Genomic DNA, 12,310 nt, shown 5'->3' with positions numbered 1-12,310 from the left:
GCCCTGGTCCTGGTCCAAGTCCCGGCCCCGATCCCGATCCCGATCCCCGGCAACCCCTGCACTTCCCCGGCAAGTTAAGCGAGACCCTCATGCACACGATCGAGCACTGGATCGCCGGCGGGCTCACCGCCGCCTCCTCCACCCGCACCGCCCCCGTCTACGACCCGGCCACCGGCCGCGAGCAGGCCCGCGTCCTGCTCGCCGAGAGCGCCGACGTCGACGCCGCCGTCAGCGCGGCGGCCAAGGCGTACGACACCTGGCGGGACAGCTCGCTGTCCCAGCGGATGCGGGTGATGTTCGCCTTCCGCGAGCTGCTGGTCCGGCACGAGGACGAGCTGGCCCGCCTGATCTCCGCGCAGCACGGCAAGGTGGTCTCCGACGCGCGCGGCGAGATCGTCCGCGGCCGGGAGGTCGTCGAGTACGCCTGCGGGATAGCCGACGCCCTCAAGGGCGGCTACTCCGACCAGTACTCGCGCGGCGTCGACGTCCTCTCCTTCCGCGAGCCGCTGGGGGTGTGCGCGGGCATCACCCCGTTCAACTTCCCCGCGATGGTGCCGCTGTGGATGCACCCCATCGCCATCGCCACCGGCAACACCTTCGTGCTCAAGCCCAGCGAGCGCGACCCGTCCGCATCCAACCTCGTCGCGCAGCTCTACGCGGACGCCGGGCTGCCCGACGGCGTGTTCAACGTCGTCCACGGCGACAAGACCGCGGTCGACGCGATCCTCGACCACCCCGGGATCTCCGCCGTCTCCTTCGTCGGCTCCACACCCATCGCCACGTACGTGCACGAGCGCGCCACCGCCGCCGGCAAGCGCGTCCAGGCGCTCGGCGGCGCGAAGAACCACGCCGTCGTGCTGCCCGACGCGGACCTGGAGTTCGCCTCCGACCAGCTCGTCGCCGCCGCCTACGGCTCCGCGGGCGAGCGCTGCATGGCGATCTCCGTCGCCGTCGCGGTCGGGGAGGCGGCGGACCCGCTGGTCGAGGTGCTGGAGCGGAAGGCGCGCGCGGTGCGCGTCGGGCCCGGCGACGACCCGGCCAGCGAGATGGGCCCGCTCGTCACCCGCGCCGCCCAGGAGCGCGTCGGCGGCGCCGTCGCCTCGGCGGCGGCGCAGGGCGCCACGGTCGTGGTCGACGGGCGCGAGCTGAAGGTCGCCGGGCACGAGGAGGGCTTCTTCACCGGCCCGACGCTGCTCGACCACGTCGGCGCGACGATGGACGCGTACCGCACCGAGATCTTCGGCCCGGTGCTCGCGGTGATCCGCGTCGGGACCCTGGACGAGGCGATCGCGCTCATCAACGCCAACCCGTACGGCAACGGCACCGCGCTCTTCACCGGCGACGGCGAGGCGGCCCGGCGCTTCCAGCGCGGGGTGCACGTCGGGATGGTCGGCATCAACGTGCCGGTGCCGGTGCCGATGGCCGCGTACTCCTTCGGCGGCTGGAAGGACTCGCTCATCGGCGACAGCCCCGTGCACGGCCCGGAGGGCGTGCGCTTCTACACCCGCCCGAAGGTCGTCACCACCCGCTGGCCCGCCGGCGGCAACCCGGCGGCCCGCGGCGCGGCGTTCGCCTTCCCGACCGCCAACTGAGCCGCCAACTGAGCCGCCACCGAGCCGCCGACCGAGCCGCTCCCGCAGCCCGTTACGAGCCCCCGACCACCGAGAGGCCGCACCCTCATGACGAACGCACCCGGCGCCCCGCGCACCGCCGCCGGAAATCTGTGCCTGGGCTCCGCCCCCTGCTCCTGGGGGGTGTGGTTTCCCGAGGAGGAACACCAGGTCCCGTACACCCGCTTCCTCGACGAGCTGGCCGAGACCGGCTACAAGTGGCTGGAGCTGGGCCCGTACGGCTATCTGCCCACCGACCCGCAGCGCCTCGCCGGCGAACTCGCCGACCGCGGCCTCCAGGTCTCCGGCGGCACGATCTTCGGCGCCCTGCACCGCCCCGCCGAGTGGGACGAGACGCTCGCCGCCGTCCGCCGCGTCGCCGAGCTGACCGCCGCCGCGGGCGCGCACCACCTCGTGCTCATCCCGCCGCTCTTCCGCGACGAGAAGACCGGCGACTTCACCGAGCCGCCGGAGCTGACCGCCGAGCAGTGGACGGCGCTCGGCAAGGCCGCCGACGACCTAGGCCGGATCCTCCTGGACGACTACGACGTCCGCCTCGTCGTCCACCCGCACGCCGACAGCCACATCCAGACGCAGCCGGAGATCGAGCGCTTCCTGAACGCCACCGACTCCCGCTACGCCAACCTCTGCCTGGACACCGGCCACGTCGCGTACGGCGGCGGCGACAACCTCGACCTGATCCGCCGCTACGCCGAGCGCATCGGCTACGTCCACATCAAGCAGATGGACCCGGTGATCATCGAGCAGGTCCGGGCCGAGAACCTGTCGTTCAGCGAGGCCGTCAGCCGCGGCGTGGCCGTCGAGCCGCCCGCGGGCGTGCCGAACCCGGCGGACATCGTCGAGGCGCTGTCCGGCCTGGACGCGGAGCTGTTCGTGGTCGTCGAGCAGGACCTGTGGCCGTGTGCGCCGGAGGTGCCGCTGCCGATCGCGGTCCGTACCCGCGACTACCTGGCGGGCGTCGGCCTGAGCGGCACGCGCCGCCCCCGCTGAAGCGGCCCGCCGAGGCGGCCCGCTGAGAACGAGTACTGAGGAGCAAGAAGTCATGACCGTACGCATCGGAGTCGTCGGCACCGGCGCCATCGGCCGCGAGCACATCGAGCGCATCACCCGCCACATCAGCGGTGCCCGCGTCAGCGCCGTCGCCGACATCGACGCCGCGCTGGCCGAGAAGGCCGCGGCGGAGGCGGGCGGCGCCCGGGTCGCCGCCGCCACCGACATCGCGGGGGCGCTGATCGCCGCCGACGACGTGGACGCCGTGCTGGTCTCGTCCTGGCACGCCGCCCACGCCGAGCACGTGCTCGCCGCGATCGCCGCGGGCAAGCCGGTCCTGTGCGAGAAGCCGCTCGCCACCACCGCGGAGGACGCGCTGCGCGTGCTGGCCGCGGAGGAGGCGTACGGGCGGCGGCTCGTGCAGGTCGGGTTCATGCGCCGCTACGACCCGGGCTACCGGGAGCTGAAGCGCGTCATCGCCGACGGCGGCATCGGCCGGCCGCTGATGATGCACTGCGCCCACCGCAACCGGTCCGCGCCCGAGCGCTACACCACCGAGATGGCCGCGCAGGACACCGGCGTGCACGAGATCGACGCCGCCCGCTGGCTGCTCGACGACGAGATCGTCTCGGCGCAGGTCATCCTGCCGCGCGCCACCGAGCGCCGCTTCCCGCACCTGCGGGACCCGCAGTTCATGCTCTTCGAGACCGCCGGCGGGGTCCGTATCGACCTGGAGGTCTTCGTCAACTGCCAGTACGGGTACGACATCCGGTGCGAGACGGTCGGCGAGACCGGCCTCGTCCGGCTGCCCGACCCGGCGCGCGCCGAGGTGCGCGCGGCGGCCCGGGTGGGCACGGAGATCGACCAGGAGTGGGGCGGGCGCTTCGCCGAGGCGTTCGACATCGAGGTGCAGGCGTGGGTCGACTCGGTGGCCGCCGGCGCGGCCACCGGCCCGAGCGCCTGGGACGGCTACGCCGCCACCGCGGTCGCGGCGGCGACGGTCGAGGCGCAGCGCACCGGCGCGGTGGTGGACGTGGACCTCGTGGAACGCCCGGCGTTCTACGCCTGACCCCCGCGGTCCCGGCCCCCACCGCGGGGGGAGGGGCCGGGCCGCGGGAACCCCGCCCGCCTCCGGCACGTCTCTTGGAGTCAGCAGACGTGTCCGAAGGGGGTAGGGGATGTCGCTGGGGGAGCCGCCCCTGCTGAGCCGTCCGCCGTGGGTCGGCGTGACGACGACGCTGGGGCAGATGGCGTACGCGCTGGGGGCCTTACCCGCCGCGCTGATGGCTTTGATGATCCCGCTGTTCCGCGGCGAGCGGGAGTACTGCTCGCCGCCCGACCACACCGGGCCGTGCGACCGCGTCCAGGAGATGAGCACCGGCGCCGCGGCCGGTCTCGGCCTGGGGATCCTCACGCTGCTGCTGGCCGGCGCCGTCGTGCAGGCGGCCGGCCGGCGGCTGGCGGAGGCGGGGCGGGAGCGGCGCGGGGTGGCGCTGGTGGTGGGGACGCTGACGGTGCCGGCGGTGACGTACGCGATGCTGGCCTACGGGTACACGACGGCGTGACGCCGCCGGCCGGGCGGCGCTCTCGGGCGGCGCTCTCGGGCGGCGTGGTCAGGCGCTGTCAGGCGTCGTCGCCGGCCAGGACGTCGTCGGCGTCCACGATCCGGTACGCGTACCCCTGCTCGGCGAGGAACCGCTGCCGGTGCGCGGCGAAGTCCTGGTCGATGGTGTCGCGGGCGACGAGCGAGTAGAACCGCGCCTCGTGCCCGTCCTCCTTCGGCCGCAGCACCCGGCCGAGCCGCTGCGCCTCCTCCTGCCGCGAGCCGAACGTGCCCGAGACCTGGATGGCGACCGTCGCCTCCGGCAGGTCGACCGAGAAGTTCGCGACCTTCGAGACCACCAGGACGCTTATCTCCCCGCTGCGGAAGGCGTCGAAGAGCTTCTCGCGGCGGGTGTTGGTCGTCTCGCCCTTGATGACGGGCGCGTCCAGATGCTCGCCCAGCTCGTCGAGCTGGTCGATGTACTGCCCGATGACCAGCGTCTGCTCGCCCGCGTGCTTGGCGACCAGCGCCTCGGCGACCTTGCGTTTGGTGTCGGTCGTGGCACAGAAGCGGTACTTCTCCTCCGCCTCCGCCGTGGCGTACGCGAGCCGCTCCGCGTCGGTGAGGTTCACCCGCACCTCGACGCAGTCCGCGGGCGCGATGTAGCCCTGCGCCTCGATCTCCTTCCACGGGGCGTCGAAGCGCTTGGGCCCGATGAGCGAGAACACGTCGGACTCGCGGCCGTCCTCCCGTACGAGCGTGGCCGTCAGCCCGAGCCGGCGGCGCGCCTGGAGGTCGGCGGTGAACTTGAAGACCGGCGCCGGCAGCAGGTGCACCTCGTCGTAGACGATCAGGCCCCAGTCGCGGGAGTCGAACAGCTCCAGGTGCGGGTAGACGCCTTTGCGGCGCGTGGTCAGCACCTGGTACGTGGCGATGGTGACCGGCCGGATCTCCTTGCGGGCGCCGCTGTACTCGCCGACCTCCTGCTCGGTCAGCGACGTCCGGCGCAGCAGCTCGCTCTTCCACTGCCGGGCCGCGACGGTGTTGGTCACGAGGATCAGCGTCGTCGCCTTCGCCTCGGCCATCGCCCCGGCGCCCACGAGCGTCTTGCCCGCCCCGCAGGGCAGCACGACGACGCCGGAGCCGCCGTGCCAGAAGCCCTCGACGGCCTGCTTCTGGTACGGGCGCAGCCCCCAGCCGTCCTCGACCAGCGAGATCGGGTGCGCCTCCCCGTCCACGTACCCCGCGAGGTCCTCGGCGGGCCAGCCGAGCTTGAGCAGCGCCTGCTTGATCTGGCCGCGCTCCGAGGGGTGCACGGCGACGGTGTCGTCGTCGAGCCGCGCGCCGACCAGCGGCTGGATCCGCTTGGACCGCAGGATCTCCTCCAGCACCGGCCGGTCGGTGGTCCTGAGCACCAGCCCGTGCGCGGGGTCCTTGGACAGCGTCAGCCGCCCGTACCGCGCCATGGTCTCGGCGACGTCCACGAGCAGCGCGTGCGGCACGGGGTAGCGCGAGTAGGTCACGAGGGCGTCCACGACCTGCTCGGCGTCGTGCCCCGCGGCGCGCGCGTTCCACAGGCCCAGGGGGGTGACGCGGTAGGTGTGGATGTGCTCCGGCGCGCGCTCCAGCTCGGCGAAGGGCGCGATGGCGCGCCGGCACTCCTCCGCCAGCTCGTGATCCACTTCCAGCAGGAGCGTCTTGTCCGACTGCACGATCAGACAGGACATGCGGATCTCCTCCCACTGCTGCTGCGCCCGACCGGGGAAACAGGGAAGTCTACCTCGGGGCGGGGGTCGCGTGCGGTCCGCGGGAGCCCGGAGGCGGGCGACCGGCGTGGGTGACCGGCGGCCCCCCGGCCGCCGGTCACCCGCGTACGCCCGTCGCCCCGCGGACCCCCGTCACCCGGTGCACAGCGACGCCGCGGCGAGGGCGAGGCCCACGACGATGCAGCAGATGCCCCAGCGGAGGGAGCGGTACTTGCGCGCCAGGATCCCGCTCAGGTCGCGGAACTGCGTGAGCAGCCACTCCGTCGGTGCGTCGCCGGCCCGTGTCACGAGGTGGACGAGCTGCGCCGGCTCCGCGTCGTGCAGGGCGTCGGCGTAGTACGTCACCCCCGCCGTCGTACGCCGGGTCCGCGTGGTGGGCAGCACGGTTCCGACCAGCAGGGCGACGCCGAGGAGCCAGATGCCCCCCGCCCCGGCCCACAGGACGGCGCTCTCGCCCAGACCCGACTTCGGCACCCGGCTGCCGACGAACACGGGCAGCGCCAGGGCGCCGGACAGCATGATGGACGCCTTGGTGTCGGCCCGCGCCACGTCCTCGCGCGTCGCGACGACCAGCCGTTCCGCGATGTACAGCGCCGAGTCCGGCCCCTGCTGTCCGGCGCCCCGGGAGGTCATCGCGGCTCGTCCCGGCCGCCGGGGGGCGGCGGAGGGGCGGGCGGCATCGGCGGGGCCTCCGCGGGGATGACGGGCGGGCCGTCCGCCAGGCCGGCGTCCGCCGGCTTCGGGGCGGGCGCCGCCGTCGGGTCGTGGGCCGGCGGCTCGTGGGCGGGCGGCGGGAGGGGGAGGGACGTGGGCGGCTGCGGCAGGCCGCCCTGGCCGAACACGTCGCCGGCCACGTTCCGGCCGTAGTCGATCAGCCGCTGCACCTGGTCCTCCACCTGGTGGCGCTGCACCACGCCGGCGTCGACGAGCCGCCCCAGGTACTCCAGCGCCCCGGCCCGCTGGTCCTTGGCCAACTGCTGGATCTCCCGCAGCACGCCCTCGGCCCGGCCGGGGTCCTGCGCCATGAGGTACGCGTACCGGTCCGACTCGCCGGCGCTGATCAGCGTGCGCGCGTGGTCCATGTTCGCCTCGGTGCGCTGCTGCTCGGCCCGGTCCCGCGCCATGTTGACCTGGGAGGTGTGCGACACGTCGACCATCTCGTTGAAGTGCCGCTGCGCCGCGGCACCCAGGTCGATGCGGACGTACACCTGCGTCACCAGGCCCAGGGCCGCCCCGAAGTCGTTCCAGCGGCCGGTGGCCAGCTCCGCCTGGATCGCCTCGTCCGCCGCCTGCGCCCGGTCCAGGCCGTACTGGCGCGAGATGCCGCGCAGCCGGGCGAGCAGCTCGGGGCGGAGCATCTGCGCGACGTCCACGACCCGCTTCTCCGCGGTGAGGTAGAAGTCCTGGACCTCCCAGTTGACGTCGGCCTCCGCGACGAACTCCGCCTTGTCCTGGAACGAGGGCAGCCCCACCCGGAACGAGACCTGGTGCCTGCCGCGGGCGATCCAGCAGACGGAGGTCGGCTTGCCGACGAGCGGCTTGTTGACGTGATGCGCCCCGCGCACCGTCACGATGCTGTGCCCGCCGTTCTTGTAGAACTGCACGGAGGCCACCTGGGTGCCGCGGTGCCGGTAACTCCCCACGGGGGTGAACTCTCTGATGAAGGGTCCCAAGAGCGGGTGCGGCAGTTGGATCTCCGCGGTGTATCCCGCTGGGGCCTGGTACTTCGACGTCACCTTGCGCCTTCTCCCCGGACGGCCCGCCGCAGTAGACGGGCGTGGTCCTGTGCCAGTGGGTGGTACGGATCCTGCGTCAGCTCGTCGACGAGCGACAGCAGTCGCCTCTCGTCGTCCTCGGTGTGCAGCAAGTGGCGGAGGAAGCCCAGCAGATACGGGGCCCACGGCTCACCGGCGGAGCCGGTGAACCAGCCCTCCACCGCCTCCAGGGCCGACTCGTACGAGCGGCCGGTGTTCAGGGCGGTCCACAGCAGCCCCGCCAGCCCGGCCGCCTGCGCGGGCCGGGCCTCGGCCAGCGCCACGAGAAGGGGGACGTTCCCGAGGTGCTCGATCTCGGGGGCCGGGTTCCACACCTCGTCGACCCTGGTGCCGGCGAGGAACAGCGTGCTCTGCAAGCCGAGGTTCTGGTATTCGACGCGGGTGTCGCCCAGCCAGCCGCGGAGCCGCTCCATGGGCAGCGGCGCCACCGTCGAGCCCATCAACTGCACGATGTTCTCCGCCGCGTCGGCGCGCGCCTCGCCCTCCTCCCAGGTGCCCACCGTGCCGAGCAGGTCGAGCGCCCCGGCGACGGACGCCGTGGCCCGGCCGCGGCCGAGGACGATGGCGGCGGTGCGGCGGAGCCCGGCGGAGCCGTCCGCGGCCCAGCGGCGTACCAGCGAGGCGACGGCCGCACCCACGTGCGGGTCGGTGATCGCCAGGTCGAGGGCGGTCGCGGCGAACTGCCGTCTGCGGACCTGCTGCGCGGCGGCCATGGGTTGCAGGATGTGCTGGACCGTGTGCGAGCAGTCGAGGCGGCACAGGGCGCCGGCGGCGATGGCGGCGCGTACCCACACCTGGGAGCGCGGGTCGTCGCCCAGCGAACCGAGCCAGCGCAGCACGGGCCCGCGGACGTTGTGCCGGTACTCCCACAGGTGCTCCAGGACGGCGGGCGCGAGGCGTTCGCCGGCGAAGTGGACGGTGCGTACCGGGACGTCCGCGTCGCCCAGCGCCTCGGTGCCGGCGCCCGCGACGGCCCGCGCGGAGACGAGGCGGGCGTCGAGGTCGTGGTTGAAGAGCGGGCGGCCCGGGGCGCTGTCGGGGTCCGTGGTCACCGCGAACTCCCAGGTGAGCAGTTCGGCCGCCTCGACCACGGCGCTGACGGGCGCGTGGCCCAGCACGGCGAGCGCGATGCGGAACGCGGAGTCGCGCAGCCGCGGCAGCTCCTCGGTGCGCTCGCCGTTCGCGAACCAGACGGCCGCCTGGCGCATCGCGAAGTCCCGGCACCCGGCGAGCAGTTCCTCCCGCGGGAGGTCGCCGGTGACGCGGCGGGCCAGCAGCCGGGCGAGCCGCGTCGCCTCGGCCGGTAACAGCTCGCCGAGGCCCATCGCGGTCGTGACGTCCTCGGACCGGGCGAGCGCACGGGCTTCCTCGACGAGGTCGGGCCGGTCGGCGAGGGCGTACACGAGCTGGCTGTCCAGTACCTCGTCGGCGCCGGACGGGCGGAACGGGAGCCGGTAGCGGCCCGCCGGAGCCAGCGCATGGCCGGCTTCCGGGACGGCGAGCAGCACGCCGTACGCCTCGCGGCGCTCCAGGATGCCGCGCAGCCGGTCGAGTTCCAGCTCGCCGGGGAAGGACAGGGGCTCCAGGGCGAAGCCGTGCCCGGAGGCGAGGTGCTCGGCCTCCACCTCCTTCAGGTCGGTCGCCGGGTCGAGGCGGGACACGCTGCCGCGGGAGAGGTCGTCGAGGAGGGACAGCGCGGTGAACATCCGGCCGGTGCCGGAGCGGCCGAGCAGGACGATCAGCCGGTCGGCACGCAGCCGCCGCTTGAACTCGGCGTAGTCGGGCGGCTCGTGCAGGGTGTCGCGGAGCGTGGCCAGCTCGTCCGCGGCGACCGGGCCGGCGAGCAGCCGGGCCTGCCGGTCCACCTGCACGCTGATCGTGCCGATGCTGCCGGCGGACACGTAGCTGCTGGAGTCGCGCAGCGTGAAGGTGGAGCGGGCCTCCCGGTACGTCCTGGACGCGGCGGCCGACGACTCCGGCAGGTCGTCGTCCCGGGCGTCGGCGTCCCGGGCCCCGGCGGCGCCGAAGAGCCGGTCGTCCTGCCGGGGGCCGGCGCCGTCGTCGGCGCCGCCGCCGGGCTCGCGGGCACCGCCCCGGTCGGGCTTGCCCGCCTCGCGGTCGGGCGCGTTGTCGGGGCTCACCGATCACCGTCCGAGCCGGAGCCCATGTTCAGGGTCTCGATGCGTTCGACGCCGGAGACGACCTTCCCGGTGCCGTGGTTGATGACCGTGTTCGTGACCCGCGCCGGGCCGGGCCTGTCCTCGGCGGCGCCGGACCGCGCCGGCGCGGCCTCTGCCACCGCGGCCTCGCCGGCCGCGGGTTCCGGCGGCGCCGGCTCGCCCGCCGCCGGCTCCGCCGGCAGCTCGGGCGGCCGTTCGAGCCCGAGTACCTGGATCCACGCGGGCTGCGGGCCCTCCTTGAGCCCGAGGACGTAGCGCCGGTACCGCTCGGGTTCCACCCAGCGTCCCCCGCGCCGCACCACGTCCTTGTACAGCGTGTCCGAGGCGACCACGGCCAGGCAGGACCGGGGCGCGGCGGCGAGGAGCCGCTTGGCCGTACCGGAGTCGCCGATGCGGCAGGCGAGTTCGACGGCGTGACCCGACCACCCGTGCGGGTCCCGGGTGACGGGCCCGATGGTGATCCCGGCGCGCAGCCGCAGCGGATGCCTGCGGCCGCCGTTCGCCGCGCGCAACTCCTCGTGCAGGTACTCGACCCACTCCCCGACGATCCTGACCGGGGGCACGCTCGTCTCCAGGATGGCGAGGATCCCGTCGCCGCGGTCCTCCTGGCTCAACTGCGCCTGGCCGATGCGCGCCTGCGCGAACGCCCTCCCGGACACGTCGTGGATGAGCTTGCGCATGGCGGGCTTGTCCCGGTCCGGGACGCTGCTGGAGCCCTGGGCATCCAGACTGATGGTGAACCTGTACGTCGATTCGGGTTCCATCCCTGCTCCAAGGTCGGTTTCCGGCGGCTCTGGTCTCAGAGTGCTGGTCGGGAGCCGGACCCCGCTGTATTCATTTACACAGCGGGGGGTTTCCCGCCCGTCGGGAGCGCAGCGCCGCCGCCGACGCGCCCCGCTGGTCGCCCACGTCCCGCTCCTTCAGAGGTCCGCGCCCGCCAGCAGCCGCAGCGGCCCGAGGCTGGAGACGGTCAGTGTGTTCGGCCCGGTCCGCACCAGGCCGCGGTCCCGCAGCAGCCGCAGCGCCTTGGCCACGGCGTCCCGCGTCGAACCCACCGCGGCGGCCAGCTCGTGCTGGGGCATGGGCAGGGAGATGGTCACGGAGTCGCCCTGGGCCCGGCCCGCGTGGTCCGCCAGCTCCACGAGCGTTCCCGACAGCCGCCGCAGCACGGTCATGGAGGCGAGCGCCCGGCGCTCCCTGTCGGAGCTGCGCAGCCGCTCGGTCAACTGGCGGAGAACGAGGCTGGTGGCGCGGGGACGGGCCGACAGGAACGCGCGGAACCGGTCGCCCGCGACGACGACGCCCGTCACGGGCCCCAGGGTGCTGACCGACGCGCTGCGCCGGCCGCCGTCGAACGCGGCCATCTCGCCGATCAGTTCGCCGTCCGTGCGCAGGCCGAGGATCAGCTTGCCGCCGCGCTCGGTGTCGAGCCAGACGGTGCACCAGCCGTCCAGTATCACCAGGACGTGCGTGCTCTGCTCGCCCTCGGTGAGGAGCGTCGTGTGCGGTGCGTACGAGCGTGTGGGGCCCAGGGCGAGGAGAGCCGTCTGGTCGGCGGGACCGAGCCCGGGCAGAAAAGCCTCATGCTCGCGGAATAGCCCCATCCGCACCCCCTCCACCCCGCGGTGCGGTAACAGAGTAGTGGTGCCGTCACGGAGGCGAGAGTGGTTTGCCGGGGTCGCGTCGCCGCACGGCGGAGAACCCGGCCCGGCGCGTCCGCGGGCGGGTGCGGAAGCAGGGGGGCGGGCCCGGCCCGCGCGGGCGAAGAGGACGCACATGCCCGCCCGCGCGACCCTCGCGGGAGCCACGGGACACGTAGCCGATCGGCCCGCGCCGCGGGGCGGGCGCGCACGTCCTCGCGGAGCCGGAGCCTCAGCTCATGGCCTTCTTCACCAGCTCCGTGATCTTCTTCTCGTGGGCCGGCGTCAGCTTGGTGATGGCGAAGGCGGTCGGCCACATGGTGCCGTCGTCGAGGTTCGCGGCGTCGTCGAAGCCGAGGGTCAGGTACCGCGACTTGAACTTGTCCGCGGCCTGCACGAAACAGACGATCTTCCCGCCCTTGCCGTTCTTCGCGCCCTTGGCGTACGCGGGCATCCCGTACCAGAGCCGCGGCGCCAGCTCGGGCGCCGCCTCCGTGATGAGGTCGTGCAGCTTCTTGGCGATGGTGCGGTCGGAATCCGGCATCTCGGAAATCTTCGCCAGCAGCTCGGCCACCGGGTCCGCCTTGGTGCCGCCGCGCTTGGTCTTCTTGATCTCCTTCGCGCGGTCCTTCATGGCCGCGATCTCTTCCTCGGTGAAGCCCTCGTAGGACTCGTCGTCCTTCGTGCCGGCTGCCTTCTTCGTGTCCGCCATCGCAGTGCCTTTCTGGGGTCCGACCGGATACGGCTCTCAGCCTACGAAGAATCACCGGCGGCGACTTCTTGAG

General features: G+C 73.7%; 11 protein-coding genes. 4 read left to right on the top strand and 7 right to left on the bottom strand.

Annotation, left to right across the window (positions count from 1 at the left end):
- The first annotated feature begins 89 nt into the window (after nt 1–89).
- The 4 genes from QBL21_RS31470 to QBL21_RS31455 all read left to right on the top strand — a co-directional run bounded on the left by QBL21_RS31470 (nt 90) and on the right by QBL21_RS31455 (nt 4,186).
- The gene (locus QBL21_RS31470) at nt 90–1,592 is read left to right on the top strand and encodes a CoA-acylating methylmalonate-semialdehyde dehydrogenase (protein ID WP_407565620.1); all 1,503 of its coding nucleotides are present in this window, start codon (nt 90–92) and stop codon (nt 1,590–1,592) included.
- Nucleotides 1,593–1,679: 87 nt separating this feature from the next.
- On the top strand, nt 1,680–2,621 hold the full coding sequence (locus QBL21_RS31465) for a TIM barrel protein (protein ID WP_407565619.1): 942 nt from the start codon (nt 1,680–1,682) through the stop codon (nt 2,619–2,621).
- Between the two features lie 52 nt (nt 2,622–2,673).
- On the top strand, nt 2,674–3,690 hold the full coding sequence (locus QBL21_RS31460; protein ID WP_407565618.1) for a Gfo/Idh/MocA family protein: 1,017 nt from the start codon (nt 2,674–2,676) through the stop codon (nt 3,688–3,690).
- A 109-nt stretch (nt 3,691–3,799) separates the two neighbouring features.
- Nucleotides 3,800–4,186 carry a hypothetical protein gene (locus tag QBL21_RS31455; protein WP_407565617.1) on the top strand — a complete coding sequence of 129 codons (387 nt, stop codon included), beginning with the start codon at nt 3,800–3,802 and terminating at the stop codon, nt 4,184–4,186.
- Between the two features lie 58 nt (nt 4,187–4,244).
- Here the strand turns inward: QBL21_RS31455 and QBL21_RS31450 are convergent, their stop codons facing one another.
- The 7 genes from QBL21_RS31450 to QBL21_RS31420 all read right to left on the bottom strand — a co-directional run bounded on the left by QBL21_RS31450 (nt 4,245) and on the right by QBL21_RS31420 (nt 12,237).
- Nucleotides 4,245–5,891, bottom strand: a complete 1,647-nt coding sequence (locus QBL21_RS31450; RefSeq protein ID WP_407565616.1) for a DNA repair helicase XPB — start codon at nt 5,889–5,891, stop codon at nt 4,245–4,247.
- Between the two features lie 171 nt (nt 5,892–6,062).
- Nucleotides 6,063–6,563: a Pycsar system effector family protein gene (locus tag QBL21_RS31445; protein ID WP_407565615.1), complete on the bottom strand. Its 501-nt coding sequence runs from the start codon at nt 6,561–6,563 to the stop codon at nt 6,063–6,065.
- Nucleotides 6,560–7,573 (bottom strand): hypothetical protein, encoded by a 1,014-nt coding sequence (locus QBL21_RS31440; protein WP_407565614.1) that lies wholly within the window; start codon nt 7,571–7,573, stop codon nt 6,560–6,562. The genes QBL21_RS31445 and QBL21_RS31440 overlap by 4 nt, the downstream gene beginning before the upstream one ends.
- 89 nt (nt 7,574–7,662) lie before the next feature.
- Nucleotides 7,663–9,846, bottom strand: coding sequence for a hypothetical protein (locus tag QBL21_RS31435; RefSeq protein WP_407565613.1), 2,184 nt, complete (start codon nt 9,844–9,846; stop codon nt 7,663–7,665).
- Nucleotides 9,843–10,649: a hypothetical protein gene (locus QBL21_RS31430; RefSeq protein WP_407565612.1), complete on the bottom strand. Its 807-nt coding sequence runs from the start codon at nt 10,647–10,649 to the stop codon at nt 9,843–9,845. Before QBL21_RS31430 ends, QBL21_RS31435 begins: the two co-directional genes overlap by 4 nt.
- A 156-nt stretch (nt 10,650–10,805) precedes the next feature.
- Entirely contained in the window at nt 10,806–11,489 is a 684-nt protein-coding gene (locus QBL21_RS31425; RefSeq protein WP_407565611.1) for a Crp/Fnr family transcriptional regulator, read from the bottom strand.
- Nucleotides 11,490–11,757: 268 nt separating this feature from the next.
- Nucleotides 11,758–12,237, bottom strand: a complete 480-nt coding sequence (locus QBL21_RS31420) for an iron chaperone (protein WP_407565610.1) — start codon at nt 12,235–12,237, stop codon at nt 11,758–11,760.
- Between the last annotated feature and the right edge of the window lie 73 nt (nt 12,238–12,310).

This window comes from Streptomyces sp. 184, assembly GCF_045781775.1.
Taxonomy (GTDB): Bacteria; Actinomycetota; Actinomycetes; order Streptomycetales; family Streptomycetaceae; genus Streptomyces.
The sequence above is the reverse complement of the archived record's forward strand: the minus strand, read 5'-3'. Positions and strand labels throughout refer to the sequence as shown.

Bases quoted from the DNA above. Each gene is read 5' to 3' on its own strand.
- QBL21_RS31425 (WP_407565611.1), bottom strand. From the start codon at position 11,489: ATGGGGCTATTCCGCGAGCATGAGGCTTTTCTGCCCGGGCTCGGTCCC.
- QBL21_RS31420 (WP_407565610.1), bottom strand. From the start codon at position 12,237: ATGGCGGACACGAAGAAGGCAGCCGGCACGAAGGACGACGAGTCCTAC.
- QBL21_RS31430 (WP_407565612.1), bottom strand. From the start codon at position 10,649: ATGGAACCCGAATCGACGTACAGGTTCACCATCAGTCTGGATGCCCAG.
- QBL21_RS31445 (WP_407565615.1), bottom strand. From the start codon at position 6,563: ATGACCTCCCGGGGCGCCGGACAGCAGGGGCCGGACTCGGCGCTGTAC.
- QBL21_RS31460 (WP_407565618.1), top strand. From the start codon at position 2,674: ATGACCGTACGCATCGGAGTCGTCGGCACCGGCGCCATCGGCCGCGAG.
- QBL21_RS31465 (WP_407565619.1), top strand. From the start codon at position 1,680: ATGACGAACGCACCCGGCGCCCCGCGCACCGCCGCCGGAAATCTGTGC.
- QBL21_RS31455 (WP_407565617.1), top strand. From the start codon at position 3,800: ATGTCGCTGGGGGAGCCGCCCCTGCTGAGCCGTCCGCCGTGGGTCGGC.
- QBL21_RS31470 (WP_407565620.1), top strand. From the start codon at position 90: ATGCACACGATCGAGCACTGGATCGCCGGCGGGCTCACCGCCGCCTCC.
- QBL21_RS31450 (WP_407565616.1), bottom strand. From the start codon at position 5,891: ATGTCCTGTCTGATCGTGCAGTCGGACAAGACGCTCCTGCTGGAAGTG.